The sequence below is a fragment of the Microseira sp. BLCC-F43 genome (assembly GCF_041929235.1).
In the GTDB taxonomy this organism is placed as follows: Bacteria; Cyanobacteriota; Cyanobacteriia; order Cyanobacteriales; family Aerosakkonemataceae; genus Microseira.
Genome location: NZ_JBHFNP010000160.1, coordinates 1 through 19,613 on the forward strand (window position 1 = coordinate 1; position 19,613 = coordinate 19,613).

Below are 19,613 nucleotides of genomic sequence, written 5' to 3' on the forward strand. Positions count from 1 at the left end.
CTAACGAGCGGGTTTTGCTGTTAAACCTGTGGGGAGGGTTTAGATACTTACGTGTTTCGACAGAAGATGTGGGTGCGGGGCAAACGGAACTTCGCTGGTATGACCTGCGGGCATGGCAGATGAATTTATAGCTGGGGATTCACTATAATGATTCACTCCAAAATTTGAGGGGCAGCGCGCTGTGAATTTTTACCTCAATTGTAGTGGGCGAGCGCCTTTGAGCCGTTGTCATCATCTTTGCCCTGGGCAATGGCATAAATCGCCTCAATTGTAGACAGCGAGCGCCTTTGAGCCGTTGTCATCATCTTTGCCCTGGGCAATGGCATAAATCGCCTCAATCGTAGACAGCGAGCGCCTTTGAGCCGTTGTCATCAACTGCACCCGGGGCAATCCCATAATAAAACTTCCGCTCGTGCCATTTCCAACGGTAGCCATCGGGGTCGAGTTGAGCGTACGCATCCGCAAACGCTTCTCCCAACCTTTTTTTAAGTCCGCTCAACCTTGCGGTTGATTTTCCCAACCTGGCTGCCAGTGCTTTACCTGTAAGCCAGAAAGGTACGTCGTTAGTATCTCTTGCCACATCTTCTGCGGACGGTGCGCCCCCCTGGCAGAATTCCAGCACCAACTGCTTGAAGAGCAACTTCACCAGCTTGGCAGCGCAGCGCGATCGCGCCAACCTTTGCAGCGCGAATTTAACCTGCTCGCGGATGGAACCAGACCTAGCATTGAGTTTTTTGATCGAGACCAGCAGCAATCGTGACCCCCATAGGATTACCCGATGCAATCAACGCGCGTTTCACCGCCGCCAAAGTTTCCGCACCTGTAGTTTTATCTGCCAGAATCGTCAGCAACCCGTGCATCAACTCATCCCGATGGTTCTTGTCAAGCTCCAGAAACTGTCGCAGCATCTTGCCAAATTTATTTCTCAAACTGCTGGGTGAATTTGTCTCGATTTGAGTGCTTACCAATCGCCACAATGCCATACGACAAGCACCCGAACCGCTAATAAATTCTCCCTTTTTCTCTCCCTCACTCGTTTGATTTGGAGCCATCCCCATTGCAGAATGAAACTTACGACATGAGATATGCGCTAGAGTTGGCTTGCCCGATTTCGTCCCCCGGCGCTTAATTTTGATTATCGGTTGTCCATCAGAGCCTAAAAACTGCTCAAACGGAAAAATCTGAATTGCTTGGGTGTCAGTACCAGCACCAAATTGGTTAAAGATGCGAATGTAACGAGCAAATTTTGGCTGCGGTAGTATTCCCCGAATTCGACAATCAATTTGGTATCGCCGCAACTGCCATTCTACAATCGATTTCGCGTAGGAAATTAATTGCTTGGAGAAACCATTTTTGGCTGCTAACCCAATAGATTGAGCCAGACGCTTGGCATATCTCGCCGCCGACCTCAATGACACTACCTCACCGGCAATCCAAGCCCAAAAAGGAGATGCTTCTCCATTTTTAGTAGGGTTTGAGCTAACATCGTCTATTTCTGGTGCTTCCACGTGTAACTTTTGACCTGCGCGGTTGATTAGTTGATTCAGGACTTTGTTGCAGCTTTCGCCATCTAAGTAGAGGTCGTTAAGCTCTTTAATAATCGGCTCTTTCTGCCCGATCAATTGTACTGAATTTGGTTCTCTCAACCACTTCTGTGCTAAAACTAACAGCACAACTGCATCGTGTTCATCGAAGAAGCGAACAGGGAATAGGGAACAGCGAACAGTTTTTCCTATTTCCTGTTCCCTATCCGGGAGTAAGAGACCCCCACTTCCATAAGTGGTATGTTTCATCAAATAAGGGAAGAGGGAAGAGGGAAAAGCGAACAGTTTTTCCTGTTTCCTCTTCCCCGTTCCCTCTTCCCTCTTTGGTATAAATCCCCATCCCAAACCCCCTGTTCCCTGTTCCCCGTTCCCTATTCCCTCTTTAACGTCTTTGTCGTTCCAGTTGCATAGAGCTAATCGGCTAGAATTGACCAAATTATGGGGGAATAAGTGTACTTCTATACCCGCATCTCTGAGGTTATTAACCCAGACTCGCGAGTCAGAACCCGTTGGTTCTAAAAATACAATTAGTTGGCCATTACAAGGTTTTAGCGATATAATCTTGTTGACGCTGTCAAGGTCGGGGATTAAGCAGATAAATTCTGATTCGTAATCGAAAAAATCTTTAGGATTCGATATAGGAGAATCGGCATCCCACCCTACGAGGCAGGAACTGTTTTTCCCCACGTCTAACCCAGCAATTATGGTTTTGGTCATCACAATCTGAGCCTACGAATCCCCAAAAGCAGGCAAGCTTGATTCAATGTGAAGGGGATTATGAGATGGTAAAATGAAGAGCTTGTGAAAAACAAAAAGCCTCAGCTTGTTTCTGTTTGAAAGCCCTGAGGCGAATTGAGGAACCTAATCCGCGATTCCCCTTGTGTCAAGGGGAGTTTCGCCAGTGGGTCAGTCTAGCTGATCGGGCGGGGTGTACTGGAGATAAGCTTTGGAGGATAATGTCGCACGCTTTCTCCCATTCGGCAAGTAATGCTTTTGCCTCCTCGCCTTCAAATTCCTCATAGCTACTATCATCGTCATTATCACAGTTATTATTCCAGCGAATAACAACAAGTAGGTTGCTCTCGTAGTTTGTGGTAAAAACCCTTAAAGTACGGATTGCAGTGAGGTTGATCCAGAGATTGCCAATTTTTAGGGGAAACATGCTAGGAACCTTTATCATGGATAATCGATCGGAAAACGCTCTTGATTGGCGTGCGCTTTTGCCTGACTCGCCCACGCTCCCCCCCAAAATCTTCACCGCTAGGTTGTAATGCGAATCGGGGTTTGGAGGCTTGACAATCTGGAACTTGTTGGTAAACGGATTGTAGGTCATAAGAAACATCTTGTAGTTAAAAACCCCTAGTGGTCGCAGCACCCAATAGTTTTATCTCGCTTTTTGGACTAGCCTTCCTTGTCGCCCAAAGCGGGGGATGATGTCGTCGATTGTTTGAGTCATAGTTAACTTATTTTTTTTCATTTAAACCTCCTGACTTTGACTTTAAAGTTTTAGGATTTGGGTTGGACTGTGAATTGGTTGAATCGTATTCTTCAACTAGCTGCTCCCAGTCTTCTAACCAATTCAATTGTTTGTATTTTGAAGAATCAATTGAAGTTTTATCGTCGTTACTATCAGTTTCTTCTGTTGCTGAGTCGGGTTGCGCCTCAACTTCTGTTTCTGCGTCTAGCTTTCCGTCTAGCAAGGCTTCTAGATAATCATCGAAGAAGGGAACAGGGAATAGGGAACAGCGAACAGTTTTTCCTATTTCCTCTTCCCCGTTCCCTCTTCCCCGTTCCCCGTTCCCTCTTCCCCGTTCCCCGTTCCCTCTTCCCCGTTCCCTCTTCCCTCTTCCCCGTTCCCTCTTCCCTCTTCCCCGTTCCCTCTTCCCCGTTCCCTCTTCCCTCTTCCCCGTTCCCTCTTTGGTATAAATCCCCATCCCAAACCCCCTGTTCCCTGTTCCCCGTTCCCTATTCCCTCTTTAACATTGCGCAAGTAGATCCGAAATTGGCAATTAAGGCGCTGTCCCCACTCCTTTTTCCTGCTACCCATGAAGTCAGTCGGGGGACGCGCCTTTATTGCCCCGCCAATGATCCCCCCTACCCCCCTTAAGAAGGGGGGTAGGGGGGATCATTGGCGCTAAATGGGCAGTACTGGATTTGAACCAGTGGCTCTCTGCTTGTAAGGCAGATACTCTACCGCTGAGTTAACCGCCCGGTGTTTAACCGACTTTCTTATCATAGCACAGGGTCGCGAGAAAAGCGATAGTATTTTTCGAGAATATTTTTCTGGTGATACAGAACCAAAATACATGCCTTCTGGTCGGACGCACGATCGCATCACGTTATGGAGTTTGCCCGTTGTGGCGGGCGGTACTTACGCGCTTACGCACAACGGCAATTTAACCTTGTTGCTGTCGGGAAGCTTTTTATTCGCGGGGTTGATGTTTGGTCCGGACTTGGATATCTACTCGCGGCAATATCAACGCTGGGGGTGGTTGCGGTGGATGTGGATACCTTACCAAAAAAGCCTGCGCCATCGGTCGATGCTGTCTCATGGGGTAATTATCGGTACGGTGGTGCGATCGCTCTACCTTTTGGGTTGGATCGCGGTGGTAGGATTTTTGGGATTACTCGTTGCCCAGGCGGTTTGGCATGTCAGCTGGACATCAGAGGAAATTGCAGAATTAGCGCTGGCGCACCTCCAACAGCACTATGGGGAATCGATTGCTGTGTTTCTCGGTTTGGAATTGGGGGCAATGAGTCATTATGTCAGCGACTGGGGCGGGAGTGTCTACAAGCGCTTCAAAGGTAAGGTGAGGAAGAAACGAACCGCCAAGACGCCAAGGACGCCAAGGGTAAGAGAGAAAGGAACCGCGAACGCGTTGCGTGCGCGCCAGCGCATAGGCGCGAAGGACGCGAAGGTAAGATGAAGAGGGGTTTTTGCAGAGTGTTTTTCTATGTCCAATTTTGAGGAATCGACTGAGTCTGCAATTGAGGCGCTGCAACAGTTGATTGAGGTGGTGGCTAAGTTGCGAAGTCCTGATGGGGGTTGTCCTTGGGATTTGGCTCAAACGCCTGCATCTCTGATACCTTATGTGATTGAAGAAGCCTACGAGACAGTCTATGCAATTCGTAGTGGAGATCAAGATGCGATCGCCGAAGAGTTGGGGGACTTGTTGTTACAGGTAGTACTGCAAGCTCAAATTGCTGGGGAATATGGTCAATTTAGCCTGAAAGAGGTGGCGCAAGGTATTGCCCAGAAGTTAATTCGCCGTCATCCTCACGTGTTTGCCGGTGTGGAAGTCCAGAGTGTAGATGAAGTCCGGCAAAATTGGGAACAAATCAAAGCGGCAGAAAAAGGTGAAACTCCTGAAGCACAACAGTTACTCAGTTCTAAACTCAGTCGATATTCCCGTACTCTACCGCCGTTAACAGCAGCGATGAAGATTTCCCAAAAAGCGGCAGTAGTCGGGTTTGAATGGGAAAATATCGAGGTTGTTTGGGCGAAATTTAATGAAGAATTGGCCGAATTTCAACATGCGATCGCTCACGAAACAAAAGCAGAACAGCAAGCTGAGTTGGGAGATTTACTATTTGCTATAATTCAATTAGCTCGTTGGTATGACCTCGATCCGGCAGCAGGTTTGCAAGGAACAAACGAAAGATTTATTCAGCGACTGATAAAAATGGAAGCAGCAGCAGACCGACCTCTGTCTGATTACACGTTAGATGAATTGGAACATCTTTGGCAACAAGCGAAAGCTACATTAGCTGCTCAAAAGCAAGGGCAAGACCAAAATCAAAATAATAGCGATCGCACCTAGCTTAAACCTATTGAAATGGGTTGAAACCCTCGCGATCAAAGTAATTAGGTCACGACTTACCCACGACGAGGCCAGAAACCCGGTTTCGACCGTCGAACGCGAGTGCGGAAGGGAGGCATATCTCGAGTTTCCTTTCCCAACGATTTTTCATAGAAACTTTGGTGTTTGCGTAAGTCCCGTAGGTGTTTCTCAATAAACAGATCACCCAGATACTCGACTTCTCGCGAGAAGTTGGGTATCTAGCTATTTCGGTCAGTTTTAACTGACTATCAGTTCCCAGGGGGCGAGGAAGCCCGCGTCCCTGTCTTTAGACAGGTTAAAGAAAAAAAAGATTTGTGTCGAGACACGTAGCACTCCAGTGTCCTAATTTAAATTTTTACATGCGCCCTATGGGATTTTACTCAGCGCTATTTGGCTGAGTAGATATACAGGATTGAAAAGCTAAACAGATCTCGATTTAAAGTGTATTAATTTTGACAAAATTGCCGGTTACCAAATCAGCTATCCAATCGCGAATTTCTTCAGATTTAATTAATTAAATAACAGGCAGCAGAAATTTATAATTTAAGCAAGTAGGCGATGATAATTAAACTCGGATATGTAAGCTTTTGTAAAAACTGGCAAAATTGGCAAAACAGCTAAAGTAGATGAGTTTTTCTTAACTTATATAGCTGTGTTTGTTAATGTCTACCTACTGCCTTCCCCGGCTAAGGGTGGGAAGGGAATAAGCGCTAATTCAGATTAAATAAAGACGAAAACTATCTATATGGTTACCGACAAAAATGCGGCTATGCTTGGGCTGGTTGGAGGAAACCAAGCGATGGCTCGATTACCCGTGCCGCCTTTGCTAAATCCCCGCACCGTTCCCAAGTTCGTTAATCCATTACCGAACCTACTCGCGCCTGGATTCTTTATTGATGCCAGGAATGGAGGTACGTTCAACATCTCGATCAGCCAGGGTACCCATAATTTTGGGTTGGGGACGGGAATACCCCAAGGGCAGGCGTGGGGTTACCATAGTTCTTCGGCGCAGCTTTGGGATGCTGCTGGTCTGAATTACCTTGGACCTGCGATCGTGGTGCAGAAGGATGTACCGATTACGGTTAATTGGACTAGCAATCTCCCGAAACAACACCTGCTGCCGGTAGATACCTCGTTGCACTGGGCTTTTACACGCACTAACTATACCATCAGCAACGACGGCGTTCCCGTGGTCACCCACCTACATGGCGGACATAATAGATCCCAATACGACGGTCTTCCGGATGCCTGGTTTACTTCTACTGGCAAAGGAGGAAGACTGGCGATCAACAATGGCAACGTTCAACCCTATACTTACTTCAACGACCAGGAAGCGGGTAACATCTGGTACCACGACCACGCTCTGGGCATCACCCGCCTGAATGTTTACGCTGGTTTGGCAGGTTTTTACATCGTTAGGGATCGGTACGATACCGGCGGTCACGACGATCTGAGAACGCCACAAAACGAAGGCAATCCCCTGGGACTTCCAGGTGGCGCTTATGAAATTCCCTTGGCGATTCAAGACCGCCAGTTTACTGCAAACGGTCAGCTTTTCTACCCATCCGCGCCACCAGTTCCAGGCGCACCAGATCCCAGCGTCCTGCCGGAGTTTTTCGGCGATACGATCCTAGTTAACGGCAAAGCTTGGCCTGTGCTGGATGTAGAACCTCGGCAGTATCGCTTCCGCCTGCTGAACGGATCTGACTCGCGGTCGTACAATCTGTTCTTTGATGGGGGGGTGAAGTTCTCCCAAATTGGCACCGATGTCGCCTTGCTGAATGCGCCGGTAGATGTGAACAAATTGTTCCTGGCGCCGGGGGAAAGAGCTGATGTTGTGGTTGATTTCTCCAAATTGGCGGGGAAAACAATCGTGATGCAAAATAACGCGGGGGGACCGATGCGCCGACCAACGATCCTCGATCCGCAAACGACGGGGCAGATTATGGCGTTTCGCGTTAATAAACCCTTAGACCCGAATTATCCGCTGACGCCGGTGCCTGCAACTTTGCGCGGAGGAGCAAATCAACCAGCAGCGATCGCTCCTTTAACCCCCACAATCGATCCGGTAACGGGACAGCCAATAACCAAAAAACTGGCTCTGTTCGAGGGAATGGATGATGCCGGACGCATCAAACCCCAACTCGGAACCGTCGCCAATGGTGCCTTGAGGTGGGAAGACCCGATTACCGAGTACGTGAAGTTAGGCAATACCGAAGTCTGGGAATTCTACAACACCACCCCCGACGCCCATCCGATCCACTTGCACCAAACCTCGTTCCAGATTCTCAATCGGCAGAAGTTTACGGCGACTCAGCTATCCCCGACGGCACCTCTAACTAATATCAATCTTCTCGGACAGCCGAAGCTGCCTGCTGCCAATGAGGCTGGTTGGAAAGACACGGTGGTGGTGAATCCAGGGGAAGTTGCCCGCATCGTCGCTAAATTCGACCTGCCGGGAGAGTATGTTTGGCACTGCCACATCCTTTCTCACGAAGACCACGAGATGATGCGACCGTACCAAATTATTTAACGCTAATTGCTAATTGCTAATTGCTAATTGCTAATATATTCTGACATTAGCTATTAGCGATTAGCCATTAGCGGCTCGTTTGAGAAGTTAATTACTATGAACCAGTTGCCAGCATTCTTGCGCGATCGCCCAATCTTCTTGTGTATGAATCACCAATACTCGCACCGTTGAATCTGGCGTTGCAATATCTCGATCCTCTGACAATCTCTCCTGGTTTTGTTCTAAATCTAGTTTCAATCCCAGAAAGCCAAATGCTTCGCAAGCACCTGCCCGCACTTCGGCAGCATTTTCACCGATGCCAGCGGTAAAAATTAATGCATCTAATCCTCCCAAACTGGCGAGCATCGCGCCAATGCTAGAGCGCAAGCGATGGATGAAGATATCAAATGCTAGTTGAGCGCGATCGCTACCATTAGTCATCGCTTCCCCAATCTGCCTCATATCATTCGAGACGCCGGAAATGCCCTTTAAACCCGACTGCCGATTCAGAAGATCGTCCAACTTATCAACGGTGTAATCTGGTTGCCGCAGCAGGTGAATTAAAATACCGGGGTCAATTGAACCGGAACGACTCCCCATCATCAATCCTTCCAAGGGCGTGAACCCCATTGTGGTGTCGATGCTGCGACCTTCACGCACTGCTGCCAGGGAACAACCATTACCTAGATGGCAAGTAATTATACGTAATCGTTTTAAGTCTTTACCGAGAATTTGAGCCGCGCGCTGGGCGCAATATTGATGGCTGATGCCGTGAAAGCCATAGCGGCGAATTCCCATTTCTAGCCATTCGTATGGCCCCGGATAGACAAACGCAGCGGGGGGTAGGGTTGCGTGGAATGCGGTATCAAATACTACTACTTGCGGGACGGTTGGCAAGATTTTCTCGATCGCTGCGATGCCTTCTAGATTAGCGGGATTGTGGACGGGGGCGAAGAGGGAGAGATGTGCGATCGCATCCTTGACTTCCTTGGTAACAAATGTACTTTGTCGATATTCTTCTCCCCCATGCACCACCCGATGACCAACGATGTTAATTTCCCCAGGATTGTCTATTACCGCAGTTTTGCCCTTCCAAAGAGTTTCGAGCATTTGAGCAGTTCCATCCGCACGAGAAGAGGAAGGCAATGTTTCTTTTATTACATTTCCTTGGGCAGTTTTGACTTTGAGTTCTTGATGCGTCCAGTCAATTTGAGCTTCCCAAAGAGGTTTTGGGGGATGTTCTGGAAGTGTCGCTTCTATTAGATCGTAAAGGCAACTTTTTTGACTGCTCGATCCGGCGTTTAGTACTAATATTTTCATAACCCTGTTGATTTTGACTGGTGCGATCGCGAAGCGTGCTGTAGGCGATCGCAAAAAGTACAAGCATTGCGCTCCTCGATCATTGTACGAGGTACAAATGCCTGGGACACGCACTGGCGTCGCCTTGCCGATAACTCTTGAGCTATATGGGTTGCCAGGATAGTGCTAGAGGTAGACTAGATCGCCTATACTAAACAGTATGATTCAGGGAAAGCTATGTCTGCAAAAGATATCTTTCATGCCGTTGTACGTTCAGCTTTGGAAAAGGAAGGGTGGACAATTACTCACGATCCTCTTTATCTAAAAGTAGACGAGGATAAGCTGTATGTAGATTTAGGCGCTGAGAATACTTTATTAGGAGCAGAAAGGTATGGAGAGAAAATAGCAGTAGAAATTAAATCCTTTTTAGGTCTTTCTGTGATTAATGAATTTCATGAGGCTATGGGTCAAGCTTGGAACTATAAAGTAGTTCTAGAAGAGCAACAGCCTGATAGAGTTCTTTATCTAGCGGTTCCAGAAGATATTTATGAAGAGTTCTTCACTCGACGTCTAGCTAAAATGTCAGTGACGCGGATGCAATTAAAATTGATCGTATTTAATCCTTTAAGAGAGGAGATAGTATCATGGCTATAGAAAGATATAGAGAAATAATTAAATCTATTGTGGAAAAACACTCTCGCTGCGATTGTGAAGATCGGGAAGTGGAGACGCAAATTGCTTTTGATATCGAACGCGATCGCTACCTGATGTTTCATGTGGGGTGGCGCGGAGAAAAACGAGTTTATGGATGTGTTATTCACATCGAGATTAAGGAGGGGAAAATTTGGATTCAACGGGATGGAACTGAGGAGGGAATAGCTAACGAGCTAATTGAATCCGGAGTACCTAAATCTGATATTGTGCTGGGATATCGCTCTCCCTATATGCGGAAGTTTACAGAGTTGGCAGTGGGGTAGTTCGCAATTGAAATATCAGAATGTTTTAAAGTAATGCTATTTGCTGACTTGACTAAGAAAGGAGCGATCGCTCTATTGGTATCTAGCAGCTATTTTGTCATTCTTCGTAAATCAGATCGCGGCTAAAAGCTTCATCAGATAAGCTCACATTTGTTCTAGGAAGTTGAGAAATCCAATCGCGAAACTTCCTAGCCCGTTCTGCTGGTGTTGCCGTTTGCCAAAATGGCACAAAAGATGATGTAGACTTATTAGATTCAGACTCAATCAAGATGATAAAATCGGCAATTTTTTTAAGTTGGTCTTCGTTTAATCTCTCTAATTCCTGCTTCAGCTTTTCTCTTAGCATAAGTGATAGTTGGGTGGAAACATATTTATTATATCGTAAATAGCCAATTTCACGGTATGCGAACGCGAGTGCGTGCCTTTGGCATATCGCACAGCGGAAGGGAGGCATATCGCTCTTTATGCCTGCTGGTGCGAACGCGAGTGCGTGCCTTTGGCATATCGCGCAGCGTGCCTTTGGCATATCGCTATCCGTCCAATCATCGCATTGGCATGGTGGAAATGGATAAGATTATGAGTGTAAAAATATCTTGGTTTTCTTTGTTTCAAGCTAATTTATAAAGAAGGGCGATACTGCTACCAATTGCTGGCGCTACGCTGGCGTATTTCTACCAAAGCTTCTCGAAAAATGGGTTTAATTGCGATAGTATAAAGAATTTTTCCCCTGACACACTTATCCCGTGCCATGCATGAAATTACCATTTTTATTTATAATTTTTGTGTGGCGTTTCTTATATGACCAGAAGCTACAATCCAAATTTTTGAAAGCCCTTCACTTAAAACAATATGGTTTCGTAAGTATCTTCTACTGTCAGGTGTGGATCCAGGTTTTTTATCGATAGTTACAATTCCATATTTTCTCACTAAATAGGTAGCAGAAGGCGAAGCATTAATATTTAGTATTTGGTTTGTATAATCAGAATATTCAATACAAAATTGCCACAATTGTTTAGCATATTGATAATTTATTAATGCTGCGACAAGATGTTTATATATCTCAATTTTTTTGGCTCCTGGTTTTCTTCCCAACCTGTCAAATGCCACTTTCAAATTGCTAACCTCATTGCTATAGTTTTGAGAATTTATACCTGATTCAACTCGAGAATTTAAATCATAAAATTTATCTATTACTTCCTCAAAAGAGCTTCGTAAATTACTAGGGACACCTTTTGTTAAAACTAATGTATTAGAAGCTGCTGTTACCGGAGGTATAAAGTAACCCGTTATGGAAGTAATAAGAAATAATAAGCCGATCGTGCTTTTGAAGCTTTTGTTTGGAGTAATAATATTCCAATGCTGGCGCTTGTCACCATCGCTGTTTTGAATCTGTAGCAGGTAATCAAAATTAAAATATTTATAAAATCGGAGCGACATAATGTTATGACCTTCAAGCAGTAAACTTGCTCTGGATCCAGGTTAGCAATTAAATTTTCTTTTTCAGGTTGTTAAAAATATGGTCGTTATCGGGACTTTTCCAGTTGATGACCCGCTAGAAAATTGGGAAATGTGGGGAAATATGGGGAAATGTGGGGAAATGTTGGGTACAATACAACCAATCCTGACTTCTACGCGACTGTATGAACCTTAAGGAAGTGATAAAACTCGCAGACGATCTGGTATTTGCTAGAACAGGTAAGCACCTTAATGACTTGCAAGAGACGATTCTGCGCGGGACGTGGGATGATGAGGACTACAAAGAAATTGCTAAGGAGGTTAATCGATCTGAAGATCGTGTTAGAGAGGTAGGAATGGAATTATAGCAGATACTTTCACAAGAGTTGGGGGAAAAAGTTAGTAAATCGAATTTTCGAGCAACAATGGAGAGGTTGCAAGTCTCCATATTTTCACATTTTGCACAAGACTATGTGCAAATTAGTACCGTTAACTTCTGCGGGGAAATTTTTCACCCACCAGATATACCAAACTCACATCGACCAAATCAGGAAACATCTAACTCAAAACAAACTAAAACATCGCATCAAGATTTAAGTGAAATGCCGGAGTTGGGTGCTTTCTACGATCGCATCAGAGAACTCGACACTCTAACCACCTGGATTTTACAACAAGGCTGTCGCCTAATAGCCCTCACCGGCATCAGCGGTATTGGCAAAACAACACTTGCTGTGCAACTCGTTCACCAAATAAAAGATGAGTTTGAATACGTCATTTGGTACAGTCTAGACGCATCCCCCACCCCAGACGAATTTCAACATAAACTAATACAATTTTTCTCCCAATCAGAAAAGCAAGATTCGCCTGCAACTAGCCAAAAACCTTTACCCCTAATTAAATATTTACAAAAGCATCGCTGTTTAGCAGTCTTAGATGACCTTCACAACCTTTTCATTAGCGGTGAATTGGCAGGAAAGTATAAACCAGGATACGAAGAATATCGCTCCTTTTTCAAACAGATAGAAAAATTATCCCATCAAAGTTGCTTTCTGTTAATCGGTTGGGAACAACCGAGAGAAGTGACTCAATTCAAAAGCGAAAATACTTCTATTCGTACCTTACAACTCAAAGGTTTAGATATCGCAGCGGGACTGAAAATACTGAGAGATTATGGTTTAGAAGAAATCGATAACTCCGAAGCACTGATTCACCGCTACCAAGGCAATCCGTTATGGTTAAATAGCGTGGCAACTCAGATTCTTGAGTTGGGAGGATGCGTGACCCAGTTATTACCAAATGATAGGATATTGTTGCCAGAAGATTTGAAAGATGTTTTAGAGGAACAGTGCGATCGCCTATCCGAAATAGAAAAACAAGTCCTCTCCTTGCTGGCGAAACAAACCCAACCAGTCAACCTGGCAAAATTGCTAGAAAATGGCACAATTTCATCCTCAGATTTACTCAACGCACTGCAATCTTTATCGCGGCGCTGCTTGATAGAACAAAAAGGAAGTTTTTACGATCTGCCACCTGTATTGAGGCAGTATGCGATAAGTGCGATGTAAAACCCCTTTCCTGGCAATAAAGTCTTTCTATAAACTGATATTCCTCAAATTTTTAGCTTCAGTCTTTTCATCACCAATCAAATCTCCCGTCAGTCCATTCCAACCCAGTATTAAACCCCCACCGTCTCTCTACAGTAACGACACAAATTCTTCAACGCTAAGTTCAACCTCTCGAATAATAGCTCGAAGTGTACCCTTAGCCAACTCCTGATGATCTGGGACAACAATTTGAGCAAACGGTTCATCTCTTCGCAGAATAATATGACTGCTCTCTCTGCGTTTTTGGTAGAAACCAATCTTTTCTAGAGCTTTGATACACTCTCTTCCTGAAATACTGGGCAACTTGCTCACACGACTACCAGGAATGTTTCAAAATTGTCTTCTGGTACTGGTAAGCCATCTTCTTCCATTGCGGTCACATAGCCTACAATAGCTTCCTTAATGTTTGACAAAGCCTCCTCTTTAGTCTTTCCCTGACTGATGCATCCTTTTAGGCTGGGACACTCTACAATCCAGTAACCATCTTCATCCTTATATAAGATTACTTGCCTCGTATGCTGGTTCATAATTAAACACTATATAGTCTTTCCTAATTTTACTATCGTTTTGAAAGGGACGACGACTGCGACCAAACTGTTTTCCCCCAATCTAAGTACCTGGTATATTGCGTAAATCTTCATCCATGTAAGAGCGATCGCCCAAAACTTCCAACAACGGCCCGTGGGTATCAAATTTTACCACGCTCACCGAAGCAGCGAGAGCGCCCAAGCGATCGCGATACCTGCCCAAATCAATTCCCAATAAGCTGCACAGAATAATTCGGATCGTAGCTTTGTGGGAAACAACAAGGACATTACCCGTAGGATGCTTTTGCTCAATCTCTGCAATCACTAGCGAGGCGCGACTCGCTAATTGAACCGCTGTTTCGCCGCCAGTTGGGGGATTCCAAGCAGGTTCGGTTAACCAGCGCACGTAATCATCTTGATAATTTTCCTTGACAAATTCGGGTGTTTGTCCTTCCCATGCGCCGTATTTAATTTCCTTCAATCTATCCCGCAGCTGCATTTCAATTCCCACCGCATCGCATAAAGGTTTTGCAGTAGCGATCGTGCGTTTCATCGGACTGACGTAAATAGCTTCCCAAGGCAAAGATTGATAAGCTTTGGCAAAAGCTGCTGCCATTTTGTGACCTTCGGGAGTTAATTCCGGGTCGATTTCACCGCAGTAACCCCCGGTGCGGCTGTAAATTGTTTCTCCGTGACGTATAAAATACAGTTTCAGACTCATAAATTATCCCTAATAGTCACTGCATATAATGTAACTTATCTCTCTTCTCTTTCTCTGCGCTCTCTGCGTCTCTGCGGTTAAATCATTTAATGAACCGCAGAGGCGCAGAGGACGCAGAGGAAGAGGGTAGAAAGAGTTTTATCGCTTTTTTTTAGGTTGTAGGGGCGAAGCATTTGCGCCTATGTTTAATTGCTTCGCCCTTTGCGGATTTTTGCGTCTCTAGCAATTAGGTAATAACCGTAGGTTTATCCATCCCCGTAAAGTTGCGAATTTGGGCAATTTGGTCGGCGATCGCAATCAATTCTCCTAATGCTTGTTGCGGATCGAGGTTGTGTTTGGCAATGTTGGGTTCGTAACTTTCGAGATACACCCGCAAGGTTGCACCTTTGGTTCCGGTTCCGGATAGGCGAAATACAATGCGAGATCCGTCGGTAAATCCGATGCGAATTCCTTGTTTTGTACTGACGCTACCATCGATCGGATCGGTATAGCTAAAATCATCGCAAAACGCGACTTCATACGCGCCAAATTGCTTGCCTTTGAGGGTGGGCATTTGCTCGTATATATGAGCGATTAATTGATTGGCGCGTTCGGTGGCGACTTCTTCGTAATCGTGGCGAGAATAATAATTGCGACCGTAAATTTGCCAGTGTTCGCGCACAATTTCAGACACGGGTTGTTGGCGCACGGCGAGGATATTTAACCAAAATAGTACCGCCCACAATCCATCTTTTTCCCGCACGTGATTGGAACCCGTACCGAAACTTTCTTCGCCGCACAATGTGGCTTTATCGGCATCTAATAAGTTGCCGAAAAATTTCCATCCTGTAGGAGTTTCGTAGCAATCAATTCCCAGTTTAGCGGCAACTCGGTCTGGGGCTTGACTTGTGGGCATCGAACGTGCTATGCCTGCCAGTCCGGAACTGTAACCGGGGACTAATTTGGCATTGGCGGCTAAGATTGCCAAACTGTCGCTGGGGGTGACGAAGAAGTTGCGTCCTAAAATCATATTGCGATCGCCATCCCCATCGGAAGCGGCACCAAAATCCGGCGCATTCTCACCGAAGAGAATCTCTACCAAATCGTGAGCATACACTAAATTCGGGTCGGGATGTCCGTTGCCAAAGTCTTCCAAGGGGACGCCATTGATTACAGTTCCCTCTGGTGCGCCTAAGCTTTGTTCAAAAATAGCACGAGCGTAAGGCCCCGTCACCGCGTGCATCGAGTCAACGCACATTCTGAACGAACCACCTGTGAGAAGTTGGCGGATGCGGTCAAAATCAAACAGCGATTCCATCAACTGTTGATAATCTTGCACCGAGTCGATGACTTCGACGACCATATCCCCTAACTTCGATTCGCCCAAGGTATCGATATCTACATCGGATGCTTCCAGAATGCGGTATTTGTCGATAACTTTACTGTGGGCATAGATAGTTTCGGTAACTTTCTCTGGCGCGGGGCCACCGTTGCTGATGTTATATTTGACACCAAAGTCACCCTGGGGGCCACCGGGGTTGTGACTGGCAGAAAGGACAATGCCACCGAAGGCGTTATATTTGCGAATGACGCAGGAAGTTGCGGGGGTGGATAGAATACCCCGATGGCCTACTTTAACCCGTCCCACCTCATTTGCTGCTGCCATTTTGAGGATGATTTGAATCGCTTGACGGTTGTAATAACGTCCGTCACCGCCCAGGACGAGGGTTTGTCCTTGAAATCCTTCTAAACTGTCAAATATCGACTGGATGAAGTTTTCCAGGTAATGGGGTTGCTGGAAAACGGGGACTGATTTGCGGAGTCCAGATGTACCGGGTTTTTGGTCGGAAAACGGTTGGGTGGAAATCGTTTGGATGTTCATGGGTTCATGGGTCATCGGTCATGGGTCATCGGTCATCGACTGATGGCTCATGAATCATTATTTCGTTAACCGGGCTTCTTCGCTGCAATTTTCTGTTGATATCGTGCCTGAATTAATTAACCGCAGAGACGCAGAGGACGCAGAGAAAGAGAAGAGAGGTTAGTAATTCTGATATCGACGGATTTGGTAATCTCTTTGCGGCGTCGGTTTTCCAGTTTCCGTCCCCTTGCGGGGTGATGTAAGTGTAAAGTCAACGGGCAAAACCTGCAGTTTGGAGTATCTATTGTTTCCGTCCCCTTGCGGGGTGATGTAATTCTAAAGAGTTCGTCCAGGGAGCCTTACCAGGACTGGGTTTCAGGCTGCAAATCGACGCATCAAAATTTTCCTGTCAATAAAGGGGGGGTCATTTGCAATAAACGGAAAAATAAAAGCTTGAAACTTAGACTGCGTAAGCAATCGACACACCTCAACGAAGTTATGCGGTTTTCAAGGATCGGCGGAGGTGTGTCGATGACACTATACAAAATAAAATAGGGTAAAAAAGAAAAATTTGTCAAGCCCCGGAAGAGAGTAATCTTCCCCATCTGCTTCATTCTCCGCGTCAGAGCGTCCCCGTGTCATATCAAATCCGGCAAAGGCATCCCCTATAATCTTCTTCTTGGCGTTCTTGGCGTCTTGGCGGTTCATTTAAAAAGGGGGTCATGGAAGAAGCTGATTTGGTATGATATCATGTCCAGTCGATTACGCATAATTTATGAGTAGGGGCACGGCACGATCAACGTTATCTGTTTGTCCGAGATATCTATTATGCCGTGCCCCTACCCAACGACGGGGTGAGGTTTTATGATTATGCGCAATCAAAGGGCATGATATCAGTCCTAACTATCGGTATTTAAGCGGACAACATATCATTTGGGCGATCGCTTTTATCCAACCATTTTAAACCCGTTCGGATTCGGGTGCTTTCAACGCGCGTCGCGCTAGTTTGGCATAGCTTTTCACGGTTTCATAAGGCATTTCTAGATCTGTCGCGATAGTTTGCAATGACTCTCCCAACTCGCGCCTTGCTAAGATTGTTGCCCTGGTTTCGCATACTTGTCTGGCGCGATCGCCTCCGGTGCGTTTTTGTGTTTCCATAAATAGTTGAGTCAGTTGTTCGATGCGTTCTGCTAACAAATTTTGCACTGCCGGTTTAGCAATTTCTTCCGACTCGCCTAACCAACCAAAGCGTGTTTGTCCTAACCCAAACGTGGTTTTATGTCCCGTCCCGCAGTAAGGTGCCAATCGCAACAAGGCATAAAATAGCTGGACAAAATGCGGTTGTTTCGCCGCTTCGGTGGCTAAACCTAACTCAATTGCGCCAGTAAATCCGGTCACCATGCCTTTTTTTCCGGCAGCTACTTTCACCGACTCTAAGCGATGGCGATAGATTAAAACGCACTCATCCACCCATTCTAAAAAAGATTCTTGTTCAAACGGCATCTCGGAAAAATCATTCCAGCGGCGCAGGTAGCTGTGAAACAAATTTACGGGAACAGGTAGGGGAAAGTGATGTTTTTTGCGGCGAAAGCTAGTGGGTGTGAGAAAGCTAAGTTTGACGGTAGGAGATTGATTAGTTTGGAATTGGAATAACTCGCGATAAGTGGTGGGAGAAAGGGCAATTTTACAACTGCGAATCTGCAAAGTAGCCGCGTTTCGCAATTCGATGGCGGCGGGAAGGTTTTGCACCCATTGGGATAACCACTGCACCACAGGTTGGGAAACAGCAGTAACGTACCAACGATAAGTTTGGTTTGCTTGCAATTGCAAGTCTTTACCAGAGGTGAGTAAGTTACCTTCTAACCCGGAGATGGTAAAAGGTTTTTCTGATTCTCCATCGTGCAAATATTTGGATAATTCTGGATTGGTTTGGCGCACTCGATCTAAAAACCAAGCGTGCAGTCTGACTGCATATTGTGCGTCAAGATAAGTATCGCTGGTGGGGGACAATTCTAAAACTAATCCCACCATCTCTGTATTATCAGGCCAGGTGAGATTTGTTGGAGCAGCAGTTTTGCTTTTTCTGGTGCGCGTTCGAGGTACAGCCATTGTCGCGACTGAGTAGAATTAGGGGATATTGTAGCGGATTTGCGTCCCCTTTTGGGGAATAAAAAATGGGAGGATGGCGCTGAAATGCCCGCACGCTAAAGCGTGGGGCTACACAAACAAAGCAAGGCGTAGCGGGCTAAAATTCTTACAGGCTGCGAAGGCAGCCTTTGTTTGTGTAGCGACACCCTTCAGGGTGTCGAATGCTCGTGGGGATAAACGACAAAAAATTGAGGTAAAATTGAGCGTGAAACTTAAAGCGATCGCATTCACAACGCTTTGCACTTTAACACTGGCTTTATCTCTATCGCTTGCCGCAAAAGCAAACAGACCAAATCAGCCATGTCAAGCTCGTTTAGATGCCAGAACTGGCACTGACGACGAGATAAATAACTGTCCAATAACCGTCGGTAATTTTTCGATTCGAGGAACGTTTTCTAACTCGAATTGGCAAGCTTCTTTTTGGGCATGGGAACCAGCTTATTACATTCTTTACGTTAAAAATAAACGAGATGGTAGTACAATTAACCTGACGGGTTTTGATGTTAGGGGTACGACAAGCAGACCGCAATACCGATTCACCGATCGCGATCGAGGTATTACCTATGTGGTAACTTTTCAATATTGGGATCGCAACACAATCCGATTGGAAATGTATAGAAATAATCAAGCGATCGCCAATCAATTGCTCGCACGGGAATCAGACAAACTCATCGGCGGCCCATAAGTATCGGCATCGCGCGCTCTGCGGGTTTATCAATACAATTCGCTTGGTATCATATCGTGTCGGGTCGATTATCCATAATTAGAAGCCGGGACACGGCACGATCAAAGTTATCTGTTTGTCCGAGATATCTCTTTAGCCTTAGTCCCTACGCAACGACTCTGTGCGGTTTTTTTATTATGGGCAATTCAACGGACATAATATTATTCGCTGAAGCTGAAACCCGCTTTCTCAGAGACTTTCCAAAAAACCGGGTTTCTTATGTGCGATCGCTTTTCCCTTCTGAGTTTCAATTCTGAGATCTTGCACCAATAGACTGGGCGGGCGGGACGCCCACCCCACAAGCGGCTAGTTTTTCTTGTGGCATGGGCATCCTGCCCGTCTCGCCCACCCCACAAGCGGCTAGTTTTTCTTGTGGCATGGGCATCCTGCCCGTCTCGCCCACCCCACAAGCGGCTAGTT

At 46.0% G+C, this 19,613-nt stretch carries 24 protein-coding genes, 1 tRNA gene and 1 pseudogene; 9 read left to right on the plus strand and 17 right to left on the minus strand.

Annotated elements, in window-relative coordinates; all coding sequences use genetic code 11:
- Window positions 1-194: 194 nt before the first annotated feature.
- The 6 genes from ACE1CM_RS22835 to ACE1CM_RS22860 all read right to left on the minus strand — a co-directional run bounded on the left by ACE1CM_RS22835 (window position 195) and on the right by ACE1CM_RS22860 (window position 3,755).
- The gene (locus ACE1CM_RS22835) at window positions 195-326 is read right to left on the minus strand and encodes a hypothetical protein (RefSeq protein ID WP_374880670.1); all 132 of its coding nucleotides are present in this window, start codon (window positions 324-326) and stop codon (window positions 195-197) included.
- Between the two features lie 8 nt (window positions 327-334).
- Window positions 335-754, minus strand: coding sequence for a hypothetical protein (locus ACE1CM_RS22840; RefSeq protein ID WP_374880672.1), 420 nt, complete (start codon window positions 752-754; stop codon window positions 335-337).
- Entirely contained in the window at window positions 720-2,261 is a 1,542-nt protein-coding gene (locus ACE1CM_RS22845; protein WP_374880674.1) for a hypothetical protein, read from the minus strand. Before ACE1CM_RS22845 ends, ACE1CM_RS22840 begins: the two co-directional genes overlap by 35 nt.
- Window positions 2,262-2,427: 166 nt before the next feature.
- Window positions 2,428-2,877 (minus strand): hypothetical protein, encoded by a 450-nt coding sequence (locus ACE1CM_RS22850; protein WP_374880675.1) that lies wholly within the window; start codon window positions 2,875-2,877, stop codon window positions 2,428-2,430.
- A 130-nt stretch (window positions 2,878-3,007) separates the two neighbouring features.
- A complete protein-coding gene (locus ACE1CM_RS22855; RefSeq protein WP_374880677.1) occupies window positions 3,008-3,478 on the minus strand; it encodes a hypothetical protein in 471 nt (156 codons plus the stop codon).
- Between the two features lie 205 nt (window positions 3,479-3,683).
- Window positions 3,684-3,755: transfer RNA gene (locus ACE1CM_RS22860), tRNA-Val, on the minus strand.
- Between the two features lie 95 nt (window positions 3,756-3,850).
- Between ACE1CM_RS22860 and ACE1CM_RS22865 the strand changes: the two genes are divergently transcribed.
- The 3 genes from ACE1CM_RS22865 to ACE1CM_RS22875 all read left to right on the plus strand — a co-directional run bounded on the left by ACE1CM_RS22865 (window position 3,851) and on the right by ACE1CM_RS22875 (window position 7,919).
- A complete protein-coding gene (locus ACE1CM_RS22865) occupies window positions 3,851-4,471 on the plus strand; it encodes a metal-binding protein (protein ID WP_374880679.1) in 621 nt (206 codons plus the stop codon).
- 27 nt (window positions 4,472-4,498) lie between these two features.
- Entirely contained in the window at window positions 4,499-5,365 is an 867-nt protein-coding gene (gene mazG / locus ACE1CM_RS22870) for a nucleoside triphosphate pyrophosphohydrolase (RefSeq protein ID WP_374880681.1), read from the plus strand.
- An 820-nt stretch (window positions 5,366-6,185) separates the two neighbouring features.
- On the plus strand, window positions 6,186-7,919 hold the full coding sequence (locus ACE1CM_RS22875) for a multicopper oxidase family protein (RefSeq protein ID WP_374880683.1): 1,734 nt from the start codon (window positions 6,186-6,188) through the stop codon (window positions 7,917-7,919).
- Window positions 7,920-8,006: 87 nt separating this feature from the next.
- On the opposite strand, the gene ACE1CM_RS22880 is transcribed toward ACE1CM_RS22875, so the two are convergent.
- Window positions 8,007-9,218: an acetate kinase gene (locus tag ACE1CM_RS22880; RefSeq protein ID WP_374880684.1), complete on the minus strand. Its 1,212-nt coding sequence runs from the start codon at window positions 9,216-9,218 to the stop codon at window positions 8,007-8,009.
- 216 nt (window positions 9,219-9,434) lie between these two features.
- On the opposite strand from ACE1CM_RS22880, the gene ACE1CM_RS22885 reads away from it, so the two are divergent.
- Window positions 9,435-9,851, plus strand: coding sequence for a XisH family protein (locus tag ACE1CM_RS22885; protein ID WP_374880686.1), 417 nt, complete (start codon window positions 9,435-9,437; stop codon window positions 9,849-9,851).
- Window positions 9,842-10,174: a XisI protein gene (locus ACE1CM_RS22890; protein ID WP_374880687.1), complete on the plus strand. Its 333-nt coding sequence runs from the start codon at window positions 9,842-9,844 to the stop codon at window positions 10,172-10,174. Before ACE1CM_RS22885 ends, ACE1CM_RS22890 begins: the two co-directional genes overlap by 10 nt.
- A 97-nt stretch (window positions 10,175-10,271) precedes the next feature.
- On the opposite strand, the gene ACE1CM_RS22895 is transcribed toward ACE1CM_RS22890, so the two are convergent.
- A complete protein-coding gene (locus ACE1CM_RS22895; protein ID WP_374880688.1) occupies window positions 10,272-10,520 on the minus strand; it encodes a hypothetical protein in 249 nt (82 codons plus the stop codon).
- A gap of 56 nt (window positions 10,521-10,576) precedes the next feature.
- On the opposite strand from ACE1CM_RS22895, the gene ACE1CM_RS22900 reads away from it, so the two are divergent.
- The gene (locus ACE1CM_RS22900) at window positions 10,577-10,798 is read left to right on the plus strand and encodes a hypothetical protein (protein WP_374880690.1); all 222 of its coding nucleotides are present in this window, start codon (window positions 10,577-10,579) and stop codon (window positions 10,796-10,798) included.
- A gap of 15 nt (window positions 10,799-10,813) precedes the next feature.
- On the opposite strand, the gene ACE1CM_RS22905 is transcribed toward ACE1CM_RS22900, so the two are convergent.
- Both ACE1CM_RS22905 and ACE1CM_RS22910 read right to left on the minus strand, forming a co-directional pair.
- Window positions 10,814-10,939, minus strand: coding sequence for a hypothetical protein (locus ACE1CM_RS22905; RefSeq protein ID WP_374880692.1), 126 nt, complete (start codon window positions 10,937-10,939; stop codon window positions 10,814-10,816).
- Between the two features lie 6 nt (window positions 10,940-10,945).
- Window positions 10,946-11,611, minus strand: a complete 666-nt coding sequence (locus ACE1CM_RS22910) for a hypothetical protein (protein WP_374880694.1) — start codon at window positions 11,609-11,611, stop codon at window positions 10,946-10,948.
- 79 nt (window positions 11,612-11,690) lie between these two features.
- Between ACE1CM_RS22910 and ACE1CM_RS22915 the strand changes: the two genes are divergently transcribed.
- Both ACE1CM_RS22915 and ACE1CM_RS22920 read left to right on the plus strand, forming a co-directional pair.
- A complete protein-coding gene (locus ACE1CM_RS22915; RefSeq protein ID WP_374880696.1) occupies window positions 11,691-11,825 on the plus strand; it encodes a hypothetical protein in 135 nt (44 codons plus the stop codon).
- Window positions 11,815-13,194: pseudogene (locus ACE1CM_RS22920) on the plus strand (NB-ARC domain-containing protein). The gene ACE1CM_RS22915 and the pseudogene ACE1CM_RS22920 overlap by 11 nt, the downstream one beginning before the upstream one ends.
- A 129-nt stretch (window positions 13,195-13,323) precedes the next feature.
- Here the strand turns inward: ACE1CM_RS22920 and ACE1CM_RS22925 are convergent.
- The 7 genes from ACE1CM_RS22925 to cas6 all read right to left on the minus strand — a co-directional run bounded on the left by ACE1CM_RS22925 (window position 13,324) and on the right by cas6 (window position 18,430).
- Window positions 13,324-13,545, minus strand: a complete 222-nt coding sequence (locus tag ACE1CM_RS22925; protein WP_374880697.1) for a type II toxin-antitoxin system HicA family toxin — start codon at window positions 13,543-13,545, stop codon at window positions 13,324-13,326.
- Window positions 13,542-13,760, minus strand: coding sequence for a type II toxin-antitoxin system HicB family antitoxin (locus ACE1CM_RS22930; protein ID WP_374880698.1), 219 nt, complete (start codon window positions 13,758-13,760; stop codon window positions 13,542-13,544). Before ACE1CM_RS22930 ends, ACE1CM_RS22925 begins: the two co-directional genes overlap by 4 nt.
- Before the next feature lie 82 nt (window positions 13,761-13,842).
- The gene (locus ACE1CM_RS22935; RefSeq protein ID WP_374880700.1) at window positions 13,843-14,481 is read right to left on the minus strand and encodes a histidine phosphatase family protein; all 639 of its coding nucleotides are present in this window, start codon (window positions 14,479-14,481) and stop codon (window positions 13,843-13,845) included.
- A 226-nt stretch (window positions 14,482-14,707) separates the two neighbouring features.
- The gene (locus ACE1CM_RS22940) at window positions 14,708-16,342 is read right to left on the minus strand and encodes an alpha-D-glucose phosphate-specific phosphoglucomutase (protein WP_374880709.1); all 1,635 of its coding nucleotides are present in this window, start codon (window positions 16,340-16,342) and stop codon (window positions 14,708-14,710) included.
- 116 nt (window positions 16,343-16,458) lie between these two features.
- Window positions 16,459-16,596: a hypothetical protein gene (locus ACE1CM_RS22945; RefSeq protein WP_374880701.1), complete on the minus strand. Its 138-nt coding sequence runs from the start codon at window positions 16,594-16,596 to the stop codon at window positions 16,459-16,461.
- A gap of 262 nt (window positions 16,597-16,858) precedes the next feature.
- On the minus strand, window positions 16,859-17,029 hold the full coding sequence (locus tag ACE1CM_RS22950; protein WP_374880703.1) for a hypothetical protein: 171 nt from the start codon (window positions 17,027-17,029) through the stop codon (window positions 16,859-16,861).
- A 252-nt stretch (window positions 17,030-17,281) separates the two neighbouring features.
- Window positions 17,282-18,430, minus strand: coding sequence for a CRISPR-associated endoribonuclease Cas6 (cas6, locus tag ACE1CM_RS22955; RefSeq protein ID WP_374880705.1), 1,149 nt, complete (start codon window positions 18,428-18,430; stop codon window positions 17,282-17,284).
- A gap of 238 nt (window positions 18,431-18,668) precedes the next feature.
- Here cas6 and ACE1CM_RS22960 point away from each other — a divergent pair, with 238 nt between their 5' ends.
- Entirely contained in the window at window positions 18,669-19,154 is a 486-nt protein-coding gene (locus ACE1CM_RS22960) for a hypothetical protein (RefSeq protein ID WP_374880707.1), read from the plus strand.
- Window positions 19,155-19,613 lie beyond the last annotated feature (459 nt).